Below are 21,738 nucleotides of genomic sequence, written 5' to 3' on the forward strand. Positions count from 1 at the left end.
TCGTGTCCCGGACGCGGTGCGGCGCGAAGTGCCGCTCCGCAGAGCCGGGACCCAGAAAGCGACACTGTACTTTGAGAAGAGATGGGCCCCGGCTCTGCAGCGCATCACTGCGTGCTGCGCTGCGTCCGGGGCACGAGACCGCCCTACCCCTTCGGCGCCTGCTTTTCCGACGCGGTCGCCGGCTTGGCCTTGGCGCCGACCACGCGCACCGCATCGCCATCCGAGAGGCCGTCCGGCGGCGCGGTGATGACGCGGTCGTCCGCTGTTATGCCCGAGGCGAGCTCGATCTCGCGGCCGAGGTCGCGGGCGATGGTCACGGGCTTGAACAGAACCTTGTCGTCCGCACCGACGGTGGCGACGCGCAGCCCGTTGCTGTTGAAGATCAGCGCGCTGGCGGGGATGCTGAGCGGCGCGGAATCGCGCTGGAGGTTGAGCTTCACGCTGGCATAGCCGCCGGGCATCAGCTCTCCGTTCGAATTGTCGAGCCCGAGCTGCATGCGCGTGGTGCCGGAGGCGACGTCGACGGCCTGCGAGGACGCCTCCACCGTCGCCTGGAAAGTCCGGTTCGGATACTCGGGCAGCGTGATCGTCGCCTTGGCGCCTATCTTGATCGCCGGCACGTAGTTCTGGGGCACGTTGACATAGACGCGCAGCTTGGTGATGTCGGAGATCACGAACATCGCCGGGCCCGAGCCGCCACCGGCATTGATCAACGCGCCGACATCGGTGTCGCGCGCGGTGACGACGCCGTCGAACGGCGCGGTGATCTTCTTGTAGCCGGCCAGCGCTTCCAGCCGCTCGACATTGGCCTTGCCCGAATTGACGGCCGCGTTCTTGTTAGAGAGATCGGCGGTGCGCTCGTCGATCTCCTGCGCCGAGACGAAGTTGGAGGCGACCAGCGTCTTGCGCCGGTTCAGCGTTGCTTCCGACAGCCTGGCGCTGGCCTGCTGGCTGGCGAGGTCGGCTCTAGCCTGAAGCAGTTGCTGATCGAGGTCCGGCGCCTCGATCTCGGCGATCACCTGACCGGCCTTGACGCGGGCGCCGATATCGGCGCTCCAGCTCTTCAGATAGCCCGACACGCGGGCGAAGATCGGGGCGCGATAATAGGCCTCCAGCCGGCCCGGCAGATCGATGGTGGCATTAAGCGCCTTGGCGCTGGGCTGGGTCACCGCCACGCTGGGAACGGCCTGATCGTCGGTCCATTCCTTCAATTGGGAGCTCTGCTCCTCGCGGGCACGGATGCCGGTGCCGACGACGAGGCCCGCCGCGATCAGCGCCACCACGCCGAAGATGCCCAGTTTCCGGTGCGACACCGGCGAGCGGGGTTCAGTGGGCGACATGCGGGGTCTCCAACGGGGCGGCGGCTTTGGCGCCTTGTTTCTTGTGGACCATGCTGAACACCACAGGAACAAACATCAGCGTGGCGAAGGTTGCAAAGATCAGGCCGCCGATCACGGCGCGGCCGAGCGGCGCATTCTGCTCGCCGCCCTCGCCCAGCCCCAGCGCCATCGGCGCCATGCCGATGATCATGGCGAGCGCGGTCATCAGTACCGGGCGGAACCGGACGAAGCCGGCTTCCAGCGCGGCGGCAATGGGATCACCGAGCTCCTCGTAGCGTTCGCGCGCGAAGGAGATCACGAGCACGCTGTTGGCGGTGGCAACGCCCATGCACATGATGGCGCCGGTGAGCGCGGGGACCGACAGCGTCGTCCCTGTCGCGAACAGCATCCAGACGATGCCGGCGAGCGCGGCCGGCAGCGCCGTGATGATCACGAACGGATCGGACCAGGACTGGAAGTTCACGACGATCAGGAAATAGATCAGCACGACGGCACCGAGCAGACCGAACAACAGGCCGGTGAAGGCGCTGTTCATGGTCTGCACCTGCCCGAGCAGCACTACCGAAGAGCCCTTCGGCACTTCCTTGGCAGTGTCGGCGATCACCTTGCGGATATCGGCGGCGACTGCGCCGAGATCGCGGCCCGAGGTGGTCGCAAAGATCTGCACCATCGACTGGATGTCGTATTGCGAGACAACCGCGCTCGAGCTCGAACGCCTGATGTCGGCGATGCCGCCGAGGATCGGCGACTGCGCATTGCCGGCCGCGGTGATCGGCAGCGTCTGCAGCGCGCTGAGCGAATCGATCTGGTACTGCGGCGTCTGCATCACGATCGAGTAGGACACGCCGTTCTCGGGGTTGAGATAGTAGGTCGGCGCCACCTGCGAGGAGCCGGCGAGATTGACCACGAGGCTGTTGGTGACGTCGCGCTCGGTCAGGCCGACATATTGCGCGCGGGTGCGGTCGACATCGATGTTGAAGGTCGGCGCGTTCGGCGATTGCTGGATGCGCGCATCTGCAACGCCGGGGATCCTGCGGACTTTTGCCAGCAGATTGTTGGCGTAAGCGAAATTGGCACTGAGATTGGCGCCGCGGATCTGCAGGTCGATCGGCGCCGGCGCGCCGAAATTCAGGATCTGGCTGACGATGTCGGCGGGTAGGAACGCGAAGCTGACGCCGGGGAACAGTCGCGGCAGCTGCTCGCGCAGCACGCGTACGTGTTCCTCGGTCGGCTTGTGGCCTTCTCTCAGCTTGATCTGGATGTCGCCGTCCTGCGGGCCGATCACGCCGGTGTTGTTGTAGGTCATGTTGATGCCGGAGATCGGCATGCCGATGTTGTCGGTCATGGTCTCGATCTCGCCTGGGATCAGCTTGCGGACCGCTTTCTGCACGTCGGCGAGCTGGTTGGCGGTCTCCTCGACGCGGGTGCCGACCTGGGTGCGGACATGCATCAGGATGTTGCCGGCATCGACCGCGGGAAAGAAGTTGCGGCCGAGGAACGGCACCAGCGCGAAGGATGCGCCGACCACACAGAGGAAGCCGATCACGAACACCGCGCGGTGCGCCAGCGCCAGCCCGAGGAAGCCATGGTAGCCGCCGCGGATGCGCTCGAACCGTGCCTCGAAGCCACGCTGGAACCAGACGAGCGGATTGCGCGATTTCGGCGGCCCGCCCTCGTGATGGACATGCGCCTGCAACAGATAGTTCGCCATGGTCGGCACCAGCGTGCGCGACAGGATGAACGACCAGATCATCGCGAACATCACGGCTTCCGCCATCGGCACGAACAGGAAGCGCGCGACGCCCGAGAGGAAGAACATCGGCACGAACACGATGCAGATGCACAGCAGCGACACGAAGGCCGGCGTCACGATCTGGTTGGCGCCGTCGAGGATCGACTGCTCGACCGGCTTGCCCTGCTCCAGGTGGTAGTTGATGTTCTCGATCGTGACGGTGGCGTCGTCGACGAGGATGCCGACCGCGAGCGCGAGCCCGCCGAGCGTCATGATGTTGAGCGTTTCGCCGATCGCCGACAGCATGATGATGGCGCCCAGCACCGACAGCGGGATCGAGACCGCGATGATGATGGTCGAGCGCCAGCTGCCGAGGAACAACAGGATCATGACGCTGGTGAGCAGGGCCGCGATCACGCCTTCGACGGCGACGCCTTGAATCGCGCCGCGGACGAACACCGACTGGTCACCGATGAAGCCGATCTTGAGCGCGTCGGGGAGCTGGTCCTTGACGTCGATGACCTTCTGCTTGATGCCGGCGATGATGTCGAGCGTCGAGGTCGCGCCCGCCTTCAGCACCATCATCAGCACCGAGCGGTTCCCGTCGACATGGACGATGTTGGTCTGCGGCGGATTGCCGTCGCGCACGGTGGCGACGTCGCGCACATAGACCATGGCGCCGTTGACGGTCTTGATCGGGAGGTTACCGAGCTCGTCGATCCGAAGCGGCGAGTTGTTGAGCTGGATGTTGTACTCGAACTGCCCGATCTTCTGGGTGCCGACCGGCGTGATCAGGTTTTGCGCGGCGAGCGCATTGGCGACGTCCTGGCCGGACAGGCCGCGAGCCTGCAGCGCGGTGGGATCGAGGTCGATCTGGACCTGGCGCTGCTTGCCGCCGAATGGATAGGGGATCGCCGCGCCGGGCACGGTGACCAGCGGCGTGCGCAGATTGTTGATGCCGATATCGGCGAGGTTCTGCTCGGTCAGGCCGTCGCCCGACAGCGCCACCTGGATGATCGGCACGGTGGAGGCCGAGTAGTTCAGGATCAAGGGCGGCGTCGCGCCGGGCGGCATCTGCTTGATCAGCGTCTGCGAGATCGCGGTGACCTGGGCGTTGGCGGTACGGATGTCGACGTTGGGCTGGAAGAAGATCTTGATGATGCCAAAGCCGTTGTAGGAATTGGCCGTGATGTGCTCGATGTCGTTGACCGTCGTCGTCAGCGCGCGTTGGAACGGCGTGGTGATGCGGCCCGACATCTGGTCCGGCGGCAGGCCGGTGTACTGCCAGACCACGCCGATCACGGGAATGCGGATGTCCGGAAAGATGTCGGTCGGGGTCCGCAGCGCCGCGAGCGGTCCGATGATCAGCAGCAAGAGTGCCAGCACGACGAACGTATAGGGCCGGCTCAGGGCAATACGGACCAGAGCAATCATGCGCCAGGCAAATCCGGGTCAGATGAGAATACGGAATCTGCCCCCACGGCGATCCCCATTCCCCTTTACCCGAGCACCGCCGGAAACGCTAATAAGCAGAACTATCCTGCATTCACTTCCCTGCTACCGCACTGCGAAATCGACATCGCAGCTATGCGGCGGCCTGTCTCAGGCGGCGCGGACCGCGTTCAGGAACTTGCCGACCTCGAGCTTGAGGCGATTGGAGTCGCGGGACAGCATCTGCGCCGCCGACAGCACCTGCGAGGACGACGCGCCGGTCTCGGCGGCCCCCCGCTCGACCTCGCCGACATTGGACGAGGCCTGCTGGGCGCCCTTGGCCGCCTGCTGCACGTTTCGTGTGATCTCCTGCGTCGCCGCCCCCTGTTCCTCCACCGCCGCGGCAATGGCCGCAGCGATTTCGGACAGCCGCGCGATGGTGCCGCCGATGTCGCGGATCGCCGCGACGGATTCCTGGGTCGCCGACTGAATGCCGGTGATCTGCTGCGCGATCTCACCGGTCGCCTTCGCGGTCTGCGCGGCAAGGGCCTTGACCTCGGAAGCCACCACCGCGAAGCCGCGACCGGACTCGCCGGCCCTCGCCGCCTCGATCGTTGCGTTGAGCGCGAGGAGATTGGTCTGCCCCGCGATCTGGTCGATCAGTTCGACGACGTCGCCAATCTTCGCGACCGCTCTCGACAATCCGTCGATATGCCCGTCGGTCAGCCGGACCTGATCAACGGCTTCGTTGGCCATTCGCGCCGAATCCTGCACCCGGCGGCTGATCTCGTTGACGGACGACGACAGCTGCTCGGTCGCCGACGCGACCGACTGGACGTTTGCGGAGGCTTCCTCCGAACCGTCGGCGACGGTGACGGCGAGCTTCTGCGCCCGCGCGGCCGTCACGTTCATCGCGCCGGCAGAGGCTTCCAGCTCGGTCGACGCCGAACTCACCGCGTCCACGATCTCGCCGACTGCAGTCTCGAATTGACCGGCAAGCCGGTGCATGTCGGCACGGCGCTGTTCGGCCGCGATCTGGTCCTGCCTGATCTTGGCGTCCGCGACCTCGTGCGCCTTCTGCTCGGCCTTGACCTTGAACGTCTCCACCGCGTGAGCCATGTCGCCTACCTCGTCCTTGCGGCCAAGCCCGGGGAGAACCACTGCGAAATTGCCGCCGGCCAATTCGTCCATCGCGGCCGTCAGTGCCGAGAGCGGACGCACGATCCTGGAAACCGCGACCCAGAAGCTCAGCAATGTGAGGCCGAGGCTCGCAAGCAGGATTGCAACGCTGATGATCAGGTTGGAGGCGCTCGCCTTCGCCTGTTCGGCGGCCTCCGTACCCGCCGCCGCGCCGATTGCATCCGCGAGCCCAAGAATGGAATTGATGGCCGTCGTCGCGCGGCTCACATAATCGCGGCTGCCGATCTTGTACTCGCCGCTCGGACCTGCGGCGAGGATTTCGGCACGCAGTGCGCCATAGGTCTGAAAGTAATCCTCATTCACCGACTTGATGGCTCGCGCGAGTGCTGCCGGAACGTCGGTGCGGTCGGCGATCGGGGCAACCGTCTCCCAGGCGAGCTCCACGTGGCCGCGGAAGGTCGCGATCCGGCCGATGCCGTCCGCGGCGAGCTTCGCGTGCGAACTGATCAACCCGCCGAGAAGCGCACGTTCGCGCCCGGCGTTTTCTGCCATCTCCGCTGTCAGGTGCCGGAGGCCGACGAGGCGTGCCATGGCCGCCGAAGGCGAACTGGTCAGCGTTTCCTGCGTCAGGCGCAGTCTGTTGGCGGCGACCTCGATCAAGTCGGTGATCGCCGGGGCAAAGGCCTTGACCACCTCGGCGTCCCGCTCCGACCCAGGCTTGGCCAGATTCGCATCGACCCTGCGGCGCAGGCTCTCGAAGCTTTGGAATGCCCGTTCGGCTTCCGAGATGCGTTGTTCGGCGCCCTTCATGGCCGTGACGCCACGCAAGCGCTGCACGGCATCGCGGAAGGCCCGATCCGACGTCGCGCGCACAGCATCGATTTCAGAGCGGCGATCGGCCGGAAGCACCTCGGGCGAATTCAGCGCCGCATTGGTCATGCCCCGCTCCTTCGCCCACTGCCCTGCGCTGTGCAGCAACGATTGCGAAATGCCGTTGAGGCCGACGAAGATCTCGGCCTCCTGACGGTCGTGGTAGGCGTGAATGGCCGTGTAGCCGGTGGCCGCCACTCCCATCAAGGCAAGCGCCGAAATGATGACCGGTAGGACCGTGCCAATTCTGAGATGCACCGCTGGCTTCCTTCTCCCGAGTGCCGCTTCCTCTGGACGAAGGAATCGACCCTCACGAGAGATACAAGAAGCCCGCAACGCGATGTTGTCTCACGTCAAAGTGCGGCCGCGCTGCCGGGGGCGCCACCGCATATGCTTATCAAAACGTTGCCCGCGATAACGCGCGCGTGCAACGCTGGTACGTCGTGCTGTCCTCAGGCGGCGCGGACGGAGTTGAGGAACTTGCCGACCTCGAGCTTGAGACGATTGGAATCGCGGGACAGCATCTGCGCCGCCGACAGCACCTGCGAGGACGCCGAGCCGGTTTCGGAGGCGCCGCGCTGGACGTCGCCGACATTGGACGAGACCTGCTGGGTACCCTGGGCGGCCTGCTGAACGTTACGGGCAATTTCCTGGGTGGCCGCGCCCTGTTGCTCCACGGCCGCGGCGATCGTTGCGGCAATCTCCGACAAACGCGCGATGGTGCCGCTGATCTCGCCGATGGCACTGACCGAATCCTGCGTCGCCGCCTGAATGCCGCCGACCTGCTGGCCGATCTCTCCGGTGGCCTTCGCCGTCTGCTCGGCGAGCGCCTTGACCTCGGAGGCCACGACGGCGAAGCCGCGACCCGCCTCGCCGGCCCGCGCCGCCTCGATCGTGGCATTGAGCGCCAGCAAATTGGTCTGGCCGGCGATCGCATTGATGAGCTCGACGACGTCGCCGATCCGCGATGCGGCCCGCGACAATTCGCTGACACGTTCGGTGGTGGCATGCGCCTGGCTGACCGCCTCGCTCGCGATCCGGGAGGAGTCCTGCACCTGGCGGCCGATCTCGCGCACCGAGGACGACATCTCTTCGGCGGCCGACGCCACCGAGTGGACATTGGTGGACGCTGCTTCCGAGCCAGATGCGACCACCGTGGCCAGCTCCTGCGCCCGGCCCGCGGTCGAGGACAGCGTCGAGGCTGACGCCTCGAGCTCGGTTGCGGCCGACGACACCGTCTCGACGATCTCGCCGATCGCGGCCTCGAAGCCGTCGGCAAGCTTGGTCATGTCGGCCTTGCGCTGCGTCTCGGCACGGCGCTGCACCGCCTGCACCTCGTCGCGGCTGAACCGGATGATGGTCTGCACGGTCTGAAGGTTGCGCAGTGCCTCGCCGATCTCGTCGTCGCGCTCGATCACGATGCGGTTGTCGAGCTTGTCCTGCACGAGGTTGACCAGGGTGTCGTTGAGCTGTTGCATCGGCCCCTGGATCGCACGCATGGTTGCAAGGCCCGCGAAACCGACGACGACGGCACCGACGACGGCCAGCGCCGACAGGATCAGGCTGGCCGAACCACCGGAAGCGAGCGCGCCGCCGATGCCGAGCCCGAGCATGAACAGCGCCTGGAGCGCCATGGTCGTGACGAGACGCGCCTTCAACGTCCTCGTGAAGACGCTGAAACGGTCGAGCCACGAGCGGCGGCGGATGATGCCGGCGTCGACGCGATAACCATGCGCCTTCTTCTCGCGGATCGCGGCGTAGACCTCCTCGGCGAGCTTGCGCTGATCGGCCGGCAGTTTTGTGCGGATCGAGGTGTAACCCTTGAGCTGGCCGTTCTCCCGGATCGGCGAAGCAGTTGCCAGCACCCAGTAGAAGTCGCCGTTCTTGCGGCGATTCTTCACCGCGCCGAGCCAAGGCTTGCCGGCCTTCAGCGTGTTCCAGAGATTGTCGAACGCCTCCGGCGGCATGTCGGGGTGGCGAACGATATTGTGCGGCTGGCCCATCAGCTCGGCCGATGTGAACCCGGCCGCGGCGAGGAAGTCTTCGTTGAAGTAGGTGAGCTTGCCCTTGAGATCGGTGCGCGAAACGATCAGCGTCTCGTCGCTGACCGGATATTCGACATCAGTGACGGGAAAATTCTTGCGCATTGGGGCCCCCCAATGAATTGACTATTCGTTCATTCCAATTCGGACGGCCGCTGTTCGAGTCGTCTTGGCGTCATTCTCATAAAGCGAGTTTAACCAACGATGAAACGGAACCACCGTGCGTCTACGGGTGCTTCCCCTTGATGCTACCTGTAGGCAACATCATGCTACCGGCCGCAAAAAAGGAAACGAGCGGCGCTTTTGACGCCGCTCGTTCCTGGAGCGATAGCTGTGCGCGCGAACTTATGCCGCGCGGACGTTGGTCAGGAACTTGCTGACCTCATTCTTCAGCCGGCCCGAGTCGTTCGACAGCATTTGCGCCGCCGACAGCACTTGTGAGGACGCCGTGCCGGTCTCGGTCGCTCCGCGCTGCACGTCGGTGATGTTGGAGGAGACCTGCTGGGTGCCTTGCGCGGCCTGCTGCACGTTGCGGGCGATCTCCTGGGTCGCCGCGCCCTGCTCTTCCACCGCCGCCGCAATCGCCGACGAGATTTCCGACAGGCGCTCGATGGTCGAGGAGATCTCCTTGATGGCGCCGACCGAGTCGTTGGTCGCCGCCTGGATGCCGGAGATCTGCTGGCCGATCTCGCCGGTGGCCTTCGCGGTCTGCTCGGCGAGCGCCTTCACCTCCGAGGCCACCACGGCGAAGCCGCGGCCGGCCTCGCCGGCACGTGCGGCCTCGATGGTCGCGTTCAGCGCCAGCAGGTTGGTCTGGCCGGCGATGGTGTTGATCAGCTCGACCACGTCGCCGATGCGGGACGCCGCCTTGGAAAGCTCGCTGACCCGCTCGGTGGTGGCGCGCGCCTGGCCGACGGCATCGCCCGCCATTCGCGCCGATTCCTGCACCTGACGGCTGATCTCGCCGACCGACGAAGCCATCTCCTCGGTCGCCGAGGCCACCGACTGCACGTTACCAGATGCCTGGTCGGATGCGGTGGCGACGACGGAGGCGAGCTCTTGCGCCCGCTCGGCGGTCGAGCTCAGCGATCCGGCCGAGCTTTCCAGCGCGCCGGATGCGGCGGACACCGTTTCCACGATGCCGCCCACCTGCGCTTCGAAGCTGTCGGCCAGCTCGTTCATGGTGCGCTTGCGTTCGCGATCGGCAGCGGCCTGGTCCTGGGCACGTTGCTCGATGCTGCGCTTGATGTCGTCCTGCATCGAGCTCAGCGACGTCGCGAGCCTGCCGACCTCGTCGGCCTGATCGATCTTGAGCTGCTGGTTGAAGTCGCCCTTGGCGATGCCGTCGGCGAAATTGGCGCAGTCCTGGATCGGCCGCGCGATCTTGCGTGCAGCGAACGAGATCAAGAAGATCGCCGCCAGCCCGATGACGAGGCCGACACCGAGCTGCCAGAACGTGCTCGACGTCGCGCGGGCACTGAGCGAGGCATCCAGCTGCCGTGCGGACGCCAGCACGACCTCGCGCGGGACCGAGATCACGACCGACCACGCATTCTCGGTGAGCCCGAAGCGGATCGGCGCATAGATATCGATGTTGGCGAACTTCGGATCGTCCTGCACTGCGCTTTTGCCGGCCTTGACGATGGCGAGGCTCTCGCTCCAGCGCGGATCGGCTGCCGAAGCGTTCTTGCCGATCACGTCCTGATTGGCGCTGTTGGCCACGATCAGGCCGGTATCGTTGAGGATCGCGACCTTGCCCTTGCCCTCGAACAGCGAGGCATTGATCTTGAGGGCCAGCTTCTGCACGAAGTCGAGATTGTAGTCGGCGCCGGCAACGCCGCGGAACTTGCCGCCGATCATGACCGGCACCGACATGGTCGCCAGGAAGACGGCCTTGCCCTGCACGATGTAGGGCAGCGGACCGAGGATGTTCTCCTTACCCGTCGTGTTCGGATTGATGTACCAGGCGCCCTTCACCAGACCGTTGGGATGCCGCTCGCTGCTGTCGTACTCGACCAGCGGCTGAACGGCGATGTCGCCGTTGGCATTGCGCGTCCAATAGGGCAGGAACCGGCCGGTATTGTCCGATCCAACCTCCTTGCGGCCCTTGAACGCCGCGTCATCGCCATCCAGCGCGCCGGGCTCCCAGGCAGAATAGGTACCGTTGAAAGCAGGATTGAGCTCGAGCACGTGGCGGAGCAGCGCGTTGAACTGAGCGCGCCGGGCTGCGATGGGGGTGCCGGTCTTCTCGTCTGCCAGCGTCGCGAACGCATGCGCGATGGTGCGCGCGGCATCAAATCCGACCTCCAACTCGGCCTTGATGGCGCTGGCTTCGGTGGCAGCGCGGTTCGTCAGGCTTTCCTTGGTCTGATTGTCGACCAGCTGCATGACCTCGTGGGTCACGTACTGGTTCATGCTGCGTGGAGAAGAGGCCGTAGCCGATCAGCACGACGCAGGTGACCGCGAGGCAGAGGCCGGCGATCAGGGCAATCTTCAACTGGATGGAGCGAATGGCAGAAAACGAAAACAGCTTCACGATGGGCCTCCGAAATGCTGCGAGGACTTTTAGTTCCCCGCGTTCGGAACCCGTAAAGATTTGGAACCGTATGACCCACGTGAAAAATAAGTCCGGGGCCGGGCGGTGCGCCAAAAGCAAAGAGCGGCGCCGATGACGCCGCTCTTGCGTAGTTTGATACCTGTCCGAAAGGATCAGGCCGCGCGCACGTTGGTCAGGAACTTGCTGACCTCATTCTTCAGCCGGCCCGAGTCGTTCGACAGCATTTGCGCCGCCGACAGCACTTGTGAGGACGCCGTGCCGGTCTCGGTCGCTCCGCGCTGCACGTCGGTGATGTTGGAGGAGACCTGTTGGGTACCTTGCGCGGCCTGCTGCACGTTGCGGGCGATCTCCTGGGTCGCCGCGCCCTGCTCTTCCACCGCCGCCGCAATCGCCGACGAGATCTCCGACAGACGCTCGATGGTCGAGGAGATCTCCTTGATGGCGCCGACCGAGTCGTTGGTCGCCGCCTGGATGCCGGAGATCTGCTGACCGATTTCGCCGGTGGCTTTCGCGGTCTGCTCGGCGAGCGCCTTCACCTCGGAGGCCACCACGGCGAAGCCGCGGCCGGCCTCGCCGGCACGTGCGGCCTCGATGGTCGCGTTCAGCGCCAGCAGGTTGGTCTGGCCGGCGATGGTGTTGATCAGCTCGACCACGTCGCCGATGCGGGACGCCGCCTTGGAAAGCTCGCTGACCCGCTCGGTGGTGGCACGGGCCTGGCCGACGGCATCGCCCGCCATCCGCGCCGATTCCTGCACCTGACGGCTGATCTCGCCGACCGACGAAGCCATCTCCTCGGTCGCCGAGGCCACCGACTGCACGTTGGTCGAGGCTTCCTCCGAAGCGCTGGCAACGGTGGTCGCCAGCCTCTGGGAGCGGTCGGCGGTCGAGGTCAGCGTCGAGGCGGAGGCTTCCAGCTGGGTCGAGGCCGACGACACGGTCTGGACGATCTCGCCGATCATGGTTTCGAATTCGCGGGTGATGTTGTCGACGCGGCGGCCGCGCTCGATCTTGGCTTCGGCATCCGTGGCCGCAGCCTCGTCGGCGGCTTTCTTGGCGATCAGCGCCTCCTTGAAGATCTGGAGCACGTCGGCCATGGCGCCGATCTCGGTCTTCTCGCCCCGGTGCGGGACTTCGGCGGAGAGGTCGCCCTTGCCCAGCGCCTGCATCGGCTCGATGATCGAGTTGATGCCCTTCGAGACGTCCTGGACGAGATAGAAGCCGACGCCGATGCCGATGATGACGGCGGCGCCGAGAATGATCGAGACCAGCATGAAAGCATAGGAGTAGCTGTCCGCGGCATCCTGAGCCGCCTGATCGCCACCCTTGGTGTTGAGCTCGATGTCCTTCATCAGGACCTCATCCGACGCAAGACCGATCTTGTTGACCGTCTTGCTGTTCAGCTCCTGGGCTTCGTGCGGGACCTTGCCGACCTCCTTGCGCGAGAGCGCCATCACCTCCTCGGTGCCCTTCTTGTAGTCGTCCCAGAGTTTTGCCCACTGGTTGTAGAGCGCCCGCTCCTCCGGCGAGGTGATCATTGGCTCGTACCGGCCGCGGATCTTGGCGAGCGCCTCGATCACTGTCACACCCGTCTTCTCGTTGGCGAGTTTTTCGTCCAGCGTTTCGGAAAGCATGTGCTGGCGGACCACGTTGCGATAGGTGATGACGCTCGCACGAAGCTCGCCAAGCACCCGCACACTGGGCATCCAGCTCGTGGTGATGTCGATCGTGTTGGCATTCATCGACCGCATTTTCATGACGGCCAGGAGACCCATGCCGGCCATTGCGACCAGCAGGAACGCCACGACACTGATGATCTTGGCGCGGATGGAAATGGTGGCAAGCATAATCGGGTCTCTTTGTGCTGGCGCGGTGCGCGTCCGGAGGTATTACGAATCAACCAAAGGGAGCAGCACCAACATCCAACACCAGAGCACCTGCGCAGATGTTAACTACGACTCCGTACGAGTACGGAGCCTCAAAGAGATGAACACGTCGCTAAAAATGCTCTGCGCTCAGCGCATGAGCCTAAGCGCGTCGGAGAAAAATTCAGCGCCGCCGAAGTTTCCGGACTTCAGAGCGAGCAGCATGTCGGCTTGCGCGCCCACCGCATGCAGCACCGGGACACCTGCCGCGATTTCCACTCCGACGAGAAATCCGGGAATCTTCAACCGATCGACCACCGCACCGGAGGTCTCGCCGCCGGCAACGATCAGTCGCCGCACGCCTGATTTTACAAGGCTTTCCGCGATGTCGGCCATGGTCTGCTCGATCGCGTGGCCGGCCGCGTCGCGACCGTGCCGCGCCTGCAGTGCGGCGACCTGATCGGGCGTCGCGCTCGAGGCGATCAGCACCGGCCCCTCCGCAAGCCGCGGTCTCGCCCAGTCCAGCGCACGCTGCGCTTCGCCGCCCCCCGTAATGATACGGTCCGGATCGAGGTGAAGCACCGGCATGACGCGTTCGGCGTTGGAGATCTGCTGAAGCGTCGCCTGAGAGCAGCTCCCGGCGAGGCAGGCCGCCGGTCCGCCGACGGCAATGCCGGTCTCGCCGTTCGCCCCGGCTGATTTGACTTTACCCGTCGACACCAGCGCACGCGCGAGCCCGAGGCCGATGCCGGAGGCGCCGACCGACAGCCGATGCTCGGCGGCGACGAGGCCGATGGTCTCGAGGTCGCGGTCGAAGACCGCGTCGATGATGGCAGCGCCGATGCCCTTGCCCGCCAGCTCGGCCAGCCGCGCCCGCACGGCATCTGCGCCGCGCGTGACGGTGGCGAGATCGACGAGACCGATCTGCGTCCTGCTCTGGCGCGCCAGCACGCGCACCAGGTTGGAATCGTGCATCGGGTTGAGCGGATGGTCCTTCAGCGGGCTCTCGTTGAGCGGCACCGCGCCGACGAAAAGGTTGCCCTGGTAGACGGTGCGGCCGGTCTCCGGGAAGGCCGGCGTCACCAGCACCGCACCTTCGCCGCCATCGGCACGCAGCGCGTCCATCACCGGGCCGATATTGCCGGCGTCGGTGGAATCGAAGGTCGAGCAGATCTTGAACAGCACGTGGCCGGCGCCGCGGCCGCGCAGCCACTGATCCGCCGCGCGCGAACGCGACACGGCAAGGCCGGCCTCGATCGAGCGGCTCTTCAGCGACACCACGACGGCATCGACCTCGGGCAGTGCGAGATCGTCCGCGGGCACGCCGATGGTCTGCACGGTGCGCAGGCCCGCGCGTGTCAGCGTGTTGGCGAGATCGGAAGCGCCGGTGTAATCGTCGGCGATGCAGCCCAACGCAAGTGTCACGGCTTCACTCCTGCATAAGGCTTGAACCAGGCAAGGCCGTCGGTGGTCTTGCCGCGCGGATTGTACTCGCAGCCGACGAAGCCGGCATAGCCGAGGCGGTCGAGCTCTTCGAACAGGAACGGATAGTTCAGCTCCTCCCCGTCAGGCTCGTTGCGCGAGGGGATGCTGGCGATCTGGATGTGGCCGATGATCGGCATCATCTCGCGCAGCCGCATCGTGACGTCGCCATGGATGATCTGGCAGTGATAGATGTCGAACTGGAGCTTGAGGTTCGGAAGCCTCAGCTCCTGGATCAGATCGCGCGCAAAGCCGAAATCGTTGAGGAAGTAGCCAGGCACGTTGCGCGCATTGATCGGCTCGAGCACGATATCGATGCCGTGCGGGGCGAAGAACTCCGCAGCCCATGCCACCGATTTGTAGAATGCCTCGATCGCGACGCGCTCGCCGCGGTTGGCGATGCCGGCCATCAGGTGCAGCCGCTTGACGCCGGTCGCCTTGGCGTAAGGCAGAGCCGTCTCCAAGCCCGCCTTGAGATCGGAGAAGCGCGAGGGGAGCGCCGCAAAGCCCTTCTCGCCGGCGTTCCAGTCGCCCGGCGGCAGGTTGAACAGCGCCTGGGTCAGGCCGTTGCGCTTGAGGCGGTCGCCGACCGCCTCGGCCGGATGCTCATAGGGAAAGAGAAACTCGACCGCGGTGAAGCCAGCCTGGGCTGCGGCATCGAAGCGATCGAGGAACGGCACCTCGGTGAACATCATCGAGAGATTGGCGGCAAAACGGGGCATTGGCGTCCTCTTCGTTACTTGTCGCCGGGCAGCTTGACGCCGGTGACCTGCGCATACATCCGCGCCACCGAGGCGTCGTCGTCCCGGCCCATGCCGGCGGCCGATGTCATCAGGAACATCTGGAGTGCGGCGGCAGAGACCGGCACCGGGAATCGCGCGCTGCGCGCCATGTCCTGGATGATGCCGAGGTCCTTGACGAATATCTCGACGGCGCTGCGCGGTGTGTAGTCGCCGTCGAGCACGTGCGGCATGCGGTTCTCGAACATCCAGGAATTGCCGGCGGAGGCCGTGATCACCTCATAGACCTTGCGGATGTCGAGGCCCTGCTTGGCGGCGAACGCCATCGCCTCCGAGGCGGCGGCGATGTGCACGCCGGCGAGCAGCTGGTTGATCATCTTGAAGGCGGCGCCCTGGCCGGCGGCGTCGCCGAGCTCGTAGAGCTTTGCGGCCATGGCATCGAGCGCAGGCCGCGCCTTCGCGAACGCTGTGGGGCTGCCGGAGGCGAGGATCGTCAGCTCGCCTTGCGCGGCGCGCTGCGCTCCGCCGGAAATCGGTGCATCCAGATAATGCCGGCCGGTCGCCTCCAGCTGCTTGGCAAGGCGTCGTGCCACGTCGGGGTCCATCGTGGCGGAGGATACGAAGGCGCTGCCTTCAGGCATGGTCTCGGCGGCCCCATCCTTGCCGAACAGGACGGCTTCCGTCTGCGCAGCATTGACGACGACGCTGACGACGATGTCCGCGCCCTTGGCCGCCTCGGCCGGCGTTTTGGCACCCGCGCCACCATCCTTGACGAAACGCGCCACCGCCTCGGCCGAAACGTCACAACCGGTGACGGCGTGGCCGGCGCGCTTCAGCGAGGTCGCCATGCCAAACCCCATCGAGCCGAGCCCGATGACCGCGATGCGCTGATTTTGTGACGTGGAGGCGGACATGCAACTAACCCTTGCGAACGTTTCCCGGACGGCCGGCTTTTGCGGCGGCTCGGCGAACCGATATCACGGCTTGGCCGCGCTGCCAAAGCGTGAGACAAGCGGGCATGACGGCCATGAAACCTGAAGCGAGCAACGAGACGCGGCTGCGCGAGGACATCTGCCGCTTCGGACGGTCCCTGTTCGAGCGCGGGCTGACGCCCGGCTCCTCCGGCAATATCAGCGTCAGGCTGGACGGCGGCGGCTGGCTGGTGACGCCGACCAATGCCTCGCTCGGTTTCCTCGATCCTGCGAAGCTGTCGCGGCTGGACGAGAAGGGCCGGCTGGTGTCGGGCGATGCCCCGACCAAGGAAGTTCCGCTGCACAATGCGCTCTATGACACGCGCGGCAGTGCCCGCGCCATCGTGCATCTGCATTCGACACACTCGGTCGCGCTCTCGATGCTGCCCGAGATCGACCCGCGCGCCGCGCTGCCGCCGATGACGGCCTATTATCTGATGAAATGCGGCGCCACCGCGCTCGTGCCGTACTACCGCCCCGGCGATCCCGCGGTCGCGGATGCGATCAAGGGCCTGGCGGGGAAATATTCATCGGTGCTGCTCGCCAATCACGGCCCGGTCGTTGCCGGCGACACGCTGGAAGCCGCGGTGTTCGCGACGGAGGAGCTGGAGGAGACGGCGAAGCTCTATCTGCTGCTGCGGGGGATGAACCCGCGCTATCTGTCACCGGAACAGGTGGCGGATCTGGTGAAGGTGTTCGGGGTGACGTTGCCGGAGCATGGGCACGGGCATTGAACCACACTCACCGCCGTCATCCTGAAGCTTCACCTTGCGATGCGATGCATCGCAAGGTGAAGCCTCGAAGGATGGGCTCCGGGTGCTCGCGGCTCATCCTTCGAGGCGCGCAAGAGCGCGCACCTCAGGATGACGGCGGAGGGTGCGGCGACGGCGTCAACGCCTACAGCCCCAGATACGCCTTCCTCACGTCGGGATTGCCCCTGATCTCGGCCGCGGGCCCCTGCATCAGCACGCGGCCGGTTTGCAGGATGTAGGCGCGGTCGGCGATCTCCAGGCACTCGGCCATGCGCTGCTCGACGATCAGAACGGTCATGCCGGCATCGCGGATGCGCTTCACCGCCTGGAAAATCTCGTCGACGAGCTTTGGCATGATGCCCTGCGAGGGCTCGTCCAGCATCAACAGACGCGGGCGCGTCATCAACGCGCGGCCGATCGCAAGCATCTGCTGCTCGCCGCCGCTTAGCGTTTCGGCGCGCTGCTCCAGGCGCTCGGCCAGGCGGGGAAACAGTTGGAAGACGAGATCGAGCGGCCCCTCGCGGTTCGCGTCACCGCGGTAGAGATAGCTGCCGAGACGCAGATTGTCGCGCACCGACAGGCGCGGGAACAGGCGGCGATTCTCCGGCACATAGGCAATGCCGGTCGCCGTGATGTGGTGCTGCGCCATGCCGTCGAGGCGCTTGCCGTCGAACGTCACCGTGCCGGAACGCGGCCGCTCGGCGCCGGCGATGGATTTGAGCAGCGTCGATTTGCCCGCGCCGTTGGCGCCGGCGACGCAGACGATCTCGCCCTTCTGGACCTCGATCGAGATCGCGGAGATCGCGACCAGGCCCTGATAGGCGGTCGTGACTTCACGCACGCTGAGCATGACGATCTCCCAGATATGCGCTGATCACCTTGGGATCGCGAACGACATCGGCGGGCTTGCCCTCGACCAGCACCTTGCCGAGATCGAGCACGATGGCGCGATCGACCAAGGGCATCACGATCTCCATGACGTGCTCGACCATCAACACGGTGATGCCGGCATCGCGCACCTTGCGCACCAGCGCGACACCAGTCTGCGCTTCGGTCGGCGTCAGGCCGGTGAGGACTTCGTCGAGCAGCAGCAGTTTCGGTTCGGTCGCGAGCGCACGGGCGACTTCGAGACGGCGCTTCTCGGCGGGCACGAGGTCGCTGGCAAGCACGTCGGCGCGCGCGGCAAGGCCGGTGAACTCCAAGACCTCGTGCGCCTTGCGACGGGCCTCGCGCATCACGGTGTTGCGCACCAGCGCGCCGACGATGACATTGTCGATCACCGTCATGGTCTCAAAACTCTTGACGACCTGGAAGGTGCGGCCGACGCCGCGCTGGCAGCGTTCGGCCGCCGGCATGTGGGTGACGTCCTCGCCGTCGAAGAGAATCGAGCCTTGCGTCGGCGGCAGAACGCCTGCGATGAGATTGAACAGCGTCGACTTGCCGGCGCCGTTGGGGCCGATCAGGCCGACGATCTCGCCGCGGCCGACCGAGATCGAGACGTCGCTGTTGGCGACGAGGCCGCCGAACCGCTGCCAGACGCCGCGGGTTTCAAGAAGCGCGGTCATCGTGCGGCCCCCGTCTTCTTCCGGCGTGAAAACAGGCTGAGCAGTCCCCGCGGCAAGGCCAGCGAGATCAGGACGATCAGCGTGCCGTAGACGATGAGGTCGACACCGCGCCCGGAGCCGCCGAACTTGAAGCGGGTCAGCTCCGTCAGCGGGATCAGGATGGCGGCCCCTAACACCGGCCCCCACAGGGTGCCGATGCCGCCGAGCACGGCGGGCAGCGCCATCAAGAGCGAGAACTGGAAGCCCATGACGCTTTCAGGATCGATGTAGGAGACGAACTGGGCATAGAAGCTGCCACCCACCGCGACCAGGAAGGCGGAGACGGCGGCCGCGCCCATCTTGGAATTGAACACGTCGACACCGAGGCTCTCGGCCGCGTCCGGATTGTCCTTCACCGCACGCCACCAGAATCCCCATTTTGAGTTCTCCAGCCACCAGGTGACGAACCAGGCGAGGCAGCACAGCGCCAGCGCGAAATAGAAGTATGGCAGCTTGGTGCGCAGGAACTGGAATTTCAGCCAGCTGTCGCCGCGGATTGGAATGGTGATGCCCATCGCGGCGCCGGCCCATTCCCAGTTGTGGAACAGAAGCAAGCCGATCTCGGCGATGACGATGGTGGCGATCACGAAGTAATGGCCGCGCAGGCGGAAGAAGGGATAACCGAGCCCCATCGCGATCAGCGCCGACACGACGCCGCCCGCCAGCATGCCGAACCAGGGCAGCACGCCGAACTTCGTGAACAGCAGCTCGGTGGTGTAGGCGCCCAGGCCGAAATACAGCGCGTGCCCGAGCGAGATCTGCCCGCAATAGCCGGACAGGATGTTCCAGCTCTGCGACAGGCCCGCATACATCAGCGTCAGGATCAGGATGTTCTGGACGACGACGTCCTTCACGAACAATGGCGTCGCTGCGGCAATCGCGGCGAGCACCGCGGCGATGATGAGGTCGCGGCGGCGCCGCGCTGCAAAATCCTTGTCCATCAGATCGATCCGAACAGGCCGCGCGGCCGGATGAAGACGACCAGCAGATAGACCGCGTAGATGCCGACCGATTTCAGCGACGGCGGCAGCACCAGCGCGGTGGTCGCTTCGACGAGGCCGACGATGATGCCGCCGGCAAAGGCGCCGAACACGCTGCCGAAGCCGCCGAGCGCCACCGTGACATAGGCGATCAGCGCAAAGGACGCGCCGACATCGGGATAGATATAGAAGAAGCTCGCCATGATCGCGCCAGCGAGACCGACCAGCGCGGCACCAAGGCCCCAGCCGAACGCGAACACGCGGTTCTTGTCGATGCCGACCAGCGCGACCGCACCGGGATCTTCGCGGGTGGCTTCCAGCGCGCGGCCGAAATCGGTGCGATGGATGAAGAAGTAGAGGCCGGCAAAGGCGAGGATCGAGACCAGCGCACCGACCAGCTGCGGCTCCGGCAGGAAGATGCCGGCGACCGAGATGGTTTTGCCACCGAGCCAGGATTGCGGAATGCTGCGATAATCAGGCGTGAAGAAGAACTGCGCCAGGCCCCGCATCACGATGGCAAGGCCGAACGTGGTGAAGATCTGCACCATGCCGGCGTTGGCCTTGGCCCGCATGGCGAAGCGTACAATGAGCAAGTAGACCACCGCTCCGAAGATAAAGAGCGCCGCGGCGACCAACGGCGCCGAAAGCAAGGGGTCGATCGCGAAGAACGCGAACAGGAAGAAGGACAGGTACATCGCGATCATCAGGAACTCGCCATGAGCGAAGTTCGTGACGTCCATCAGGCCGAAGATCAGCGCGAGGCCGACCGCGATCAGTCCGTACAGCAGCCCCATGAGGAGGCCGCTCGCGAGACTCTGGATAATGGCTTGCGCTGTCAAAAGTCTGTCCCCCGAAATAGATCCTCATCCCGAGGAGCGCGCTCAGGCGCGCGTCTCGAAGGATGGCCAGCCCTCGTCCTTCGAGACGCGGACTACGCCCGCTCCTCGGGATGAGGGCGGGAGCTGCATCCGAGCTCCCGCGTCCCAGTCTTACTTCATCGGCCAGACCGCCTCGGCGATCGCGGCCTGCGGCGGGAAGATCGTGACGAACTTGCCGCCGATATATTGCAGCAGCACCGGGTCCGCATCGTTGTTCTGGCCCATCTCGTCGAACTTGACGCGCTTCCAGGGCATGATGGTCTGCTCGCCCGGGATGTCGGTCGCGGCCAGCGCATCGCGGATCTTCTCGCCGTCGGTCGACTTGGCGCGGCTGATGGCGTCGGCGAGGATGATCAGGCCCATGAACTGGCGCGAGGTGAGGTCGTTGAAGTCCTTGCCCGACCGCGTCTTGAACATCTCGTTGATCTTGCCGACCATCGGGCGCTTCTGCGCGAGGTCGAGCGAGAACGTGCCGCGCGAGATCACGCCTTCGAGCTTGTCGCCGACGGCATCATAGAGCGCCTTCTCGGAGAAGCCGGCGTCCTGCGCCACGATCGCATTCGGCTTGTAGCCGAGCTCGGCCATGGTCTTGACCAGGAGGATGCCGTCGGTGGTGTAGCTCGAGGGCATCAGCACGTCGGCATTCGCGGACTTGAGCTGCTGCACCTCGGCCGAGAGCGAGGGCGAGTTGGCGCGATACTTGATGTCGGTGACGATCTTGTAGGCGCGCTCGCCGGCGATCTTGGCCTGGGCGTTGCCGGAATCGGTACCGAAGATGGTGTCCTCGTGGAACAGCGACAGCGTCTCGATCTTGGTGCCCTTCTTCTTCATGGCGTCGAAGAAGTCGAACATGGCGGCCGAATACATCTCGTCATGCGGCGCGGCGCGGAAATAGTACTTCAGGCCGCGGCGATGCAGGCTGGGCGAGGAATTGTCGGCGGACACAAACGGGACCTGGTAGCGCTCGCAGATCTGGCTCACCGTGACGGCGACGGCGCTCTGATAGGTCCCGATGATGGCTGAGACCTTCTCCTGCGTGATCAGGCGCTCGGCTTCGGCGCGGCCCTTCTGCGGATCGGCCTGGTGATCGGCGAACACGAGGCGGACCTTGGCGCCGCCGAGGCCCGGCAGGCCCTCGCCCTTCGCCAGCGGCAGGTCGAAATCGGTGTCCTTGTTGATGACCTCGAGCGCGGTCTCATAGGCCTTCTGCGCATCGACGCCCTGCTGCGCGCTGCCGCCGGAGAACGGATAGATGACGCCGATCACGACTTCGGAAGTCTGTGCGCGCGCCGCCAGCGGCACCAGTGCGGCAGTCGCGGTGGCTCCCAACAACACGTCGCGGCGAGTGATCGTCATG

At 65.4% G+C, this 21,738-nt stretch carries 14 protein-coding genes and 1 pseudogene; 1 reads left to right on the forward strand and 14 read right to left on the reverse strand.

The window, feature by feature from the left end:
* Positions 1-143: 143 nt before the first annotated feature.
* From GDN70_RS27585 to ltnD, 9 genes and pseudogenes are all read right to left on the reverse strand, one after another.
* On the reverse strand, positions 144-1,340 hold the full coding sequence (locus GDN70_RS27585; protein WP_028143379.1) for an efflux RND transporter periplasmic adaptor subunit: 1,197 nt from the start codon (positions 1,338-1,340) through the stop codon (positions 144-146).
* The gene (locus GDN70_RS27590; RefSeq protein WP_028143380.1) at positions 1,327-4,506 is read right to left on the reverse strand and encodes an efflux RND transporter permease subunit; all 3,180 of its coding nucleotides are present in this window, start codon (positions 4,504-4,506) and stop codon (positions 1,327-1,329) included. Before GDN70_RS27590 ends, GDN70_RS27585 begins: the two co-directional genes overlap by 14 nt.
* A gap of 168 nt (positions 4,507-4,674) precedes the next feature.
* A complete protein-coding gene (locus GDN70_RS27595; RefSeq protein WP_244625830.1) occupies positions 4,675-6,771 on the reverse strand; it encodes a methyl-accepting chemotaxis protein in 2,097 nt (698 codons plus the stop codon).
* Positions 6,772-6,965: 194 nt separating this feature from the next.
* Positions 6,966-8,660, reverse strand: a complete 1,695-nt coding sequence (locus GDN70_RS27600; protein ID WP_095425348.1) for a methyl-accepting chemotaxis protein — start codon at positions 8,658-8,660, stop codon at positions 6,966-6,968.
* 240 nt (positions 8,661-8,900) lie between these two features.
* A pseudogene (locus tag GDN70_RS27605) lies at positions 8,901-11,091 on the reverse strand (methyl-accepting chemotaxis protein).
* 173 nt (positions 11,092-11,264) lie between these two features.
* Complete coding sequence (locus tag GDN70_RS27610; RefSeq protein WP_152103294.1) at positions 11,265-12,956, reverse strand: methyl-accepting chemotaxis protein; 1,692 nt, start codon at positions 12,954-12,956, stop codon at positions 11,265-11,267.
* Positions 12,957-13,124: 168 nt separating this feature from the next.
* A complete protein-coding gene (gene otnK, locus GDN70_RS27615) occupies positions 13,125-14,399 on the reverse strand; it encodes a 3-oxo-tetronate kinase (protein ID WP_038972751.1) in 1,275 nt (424 codons plus the stop codon).
* On the reverse strand, positions 14,396-15,178 hold the full coding sequence (gene otnI, locus GDN70_RS27620; RefSeq protein WP_028143385.1) for a 2-oxo-tetronate isomerase: 783 nt from the start codon (positions 15,176-15,178) through the stop codon (positions 14,396-14,398). Before otnI ends, otnK begins: the two co-directional genes overlap by 4 nt.
* 14 nt (positions 15,179-15,192) lie before the next feature.
* The gene (gene ltnD, locus GDN70_RS27625; RefSeq protein ID WP_038972753.1) at positions 15,193-16,110 is read right to left on the reverse strand and encodes an L-threonate dehydrogenase; all 918 of its coding nucleotides are present in this window, start codon (positions 16,108-16,110) and stop codon (positions 15,193-15,195) included.
* A gap of 104 nt (positions 16,111-16,214) precedes the next feature.
* Between ltnD and GDN70_RS27630 the strand changes: the two genes are divergently transcribed.
* A complete protein-coding gene (locus GDN70_RS27630) occupies positions 16,215-16,901 on the forward strand; it encodes an aldolase (protein ID WP_038972754.1) in 687 nt (228 codons plus the stop codon).
* Positions 16,902-17,064: 163 nt separating this feature from the next.
* Here GDN70_RS27630 and GDN70_RS27635 read toward each other — a convergent pair whose 3' ends face one another.
* The 5 genes from GDN70_RS27635 to GDN70_RS27655 all read right to left on the reverse strand — a co-directional run bounded on the left by GDN70_RS27635 (position 17,065) and on the right by GDN70_RS27655 (position 21,737).
* Positions 17,065-17,769, reverse strand: a complete 705-nt coding sequence (locus GDN70_RS27635; protein ID WP_028143388.1) for an ABC transporter ATP-binding protein — start codon at positions 17,767-17,769, stop codon at positions 17,065-17,067.
* Positions 17,753-18,484 (reverse strand): ABC transporter ATP-binding protein, encoded by a 732-nt coding sequence (locus tag GDN70_RS27640; RefSeq protein WP_028143389.1) that lies wholly within the window; start codon positions 18,482-18,484, stop codon positions 17,753-17,755. Before GDN70_RS27640 ends, GDN70_RS27635 begins: the two co-directional genes overlap by 17 nt.
* A complete protein-coding gene (locus GDN70_RS27645) occupies positions 18,481-19,464 on the reverse strand; it encodes a branched-chain amino acid ABC transporter permease (protein WP_028143390.1) in 984 nt (327 codons plus the stop codon). Before GDN70_RS27645 ends, GDN70_RS27640 begins: the two co-directional genes overlap by 4 nt.
* Positions 19,464-20,297 carry a branched-chain amino acid ABC transporter permease gene (locus tag GDN70_RS27650; protein ID WP_240536472.1) on the reverse strand — a complete coding sequence of 278 codons (834 nt, stop codon included), beginning with the start codon at positions 20,295-20,297 and terminating at the stop codon, positions 19,464-19,466. Before GDN70_RS27650 ends, GDN70_RS27645 begins: the two co-directional genes overlap by 1 nt.
* A gap of 195 nt (positions 20,298-20,492) precedes the next feature.
* Positions 20,493-21,737, reverse strand: coding sequence for an ABC transporter substrate-binding protein (locus tag GDN70_RS27655; protein ID WP_026201530.1), 1,245 nt, complete (start codon positions 21,735-21,737; stop codon positions 20,493-20,495).
* Position 21,738 lies beyond the last annotated feature (1 nt).

Source organism: Bradyrhizobium sp. TM102 (genome assembly GCF_009176685.1).
In the GTDB taxonomy this organism is placed as follows: domain Bacteria; phylum Pseudomonadota; class Alphaproteobacteria; order Rhizobiales; family Xanthobacteraceae; genus Bradyrhizobium; species Bradyrhizobium ottawaense.

What these genes read in the sequence shown, in the direction of transcription:
- GDN70_RS27650 (WP_240536472.1), bottom strand. Translation starts at nt 20,297, where the DNA reads ATGGGGCTGCTGTACGGACTGATCGCGGTCGGCCTCGCGCTGATCTTC.
- GDN70_RS27590 (WP_028143380.1), bottom strand. Translation starts at nt 4,506, where the DNA reads ATGATTGCTCTGGTCCGTATTGCCCTGAGCCGGCCCTATACGTTCGTC.
- GDN70_RS27600 (WP_095425348.1), bottom strand. Translation starts at nt 8,660, where the DNA reads ATGCGCAAGAATTTTCCCGTCACTGATGTCGAATATCCGGTCAGCGAC.
- otnI (WP_028143385.1), bottom strand. Translation starts at nt 15,178, where the DNA reads ATGCCCCGTTTTGCCGCCAATCTCTCGATGATGTTCACCGAGGTGCCG.
- GDN70_RS27610 (WP_152103294.1), bottom strand. Translation starts at nt 12,956, where the DNA reads ATGCTTGCCACCATTTCCATCCGCGCCAAGATCATCAGTGTCGTGGCG.
- GDN70_RS27655 (WP_026201530.1), bottom strand. Translation starts at nt 21,737, where the DNA reads ATGACGATCACTCGCCGCGACGTGTTGTTGGGAGCCACCGCGACTGCC.
- GDN70_RS27640 (WP_028143389.1), bottom strand. Translation starts at nt 18,484, where the DNA reads ATGACCGCGCTTCTTGAAACCCGCGGCGTCTGGCAGCGGTTCGGCGGC.
- ltnD (WP_038972753.1), bottom strand. Translation starts at nt 16,110, where the DNA reads ATGTCCGCCTCCACGTCACAAAATCAGCGCATCGCGGTCATCGGGCTC.
- GDN70_RS27585 (WP_028143379.1), bottom strand. Translation starts at nt 1,340, where the DNA reads ATGTCGCCCACTGAACCCCGCTCGCCGGTGTCGCACCGGAAACTGGGC.
- GDN70_RS27635 (WP_028143388.1), bottom strand. Translation starts at nt 17,769, where the DNA reads ATGCTCAGCGTGCGTGAAGTCACGACCGCCTATCAGGGCCTGGTCGCG.
- GDN70_RS27645 (WP_028143390.1), bottom strand. Translation starts at nt 19,464, where the DNA reads ATGGACAAGGATTTTGCAGCGCGGCGCCGCCGCGACCTCATCATCGCC.
- GDN70_RS27630 (WP_038972754.1), top strand. Translation starts at nt 16,215, where the DNA reads ATGACGGCCATGAAACCTGAAGCGAGCAACGAGACGCGGCTGCGCGAG.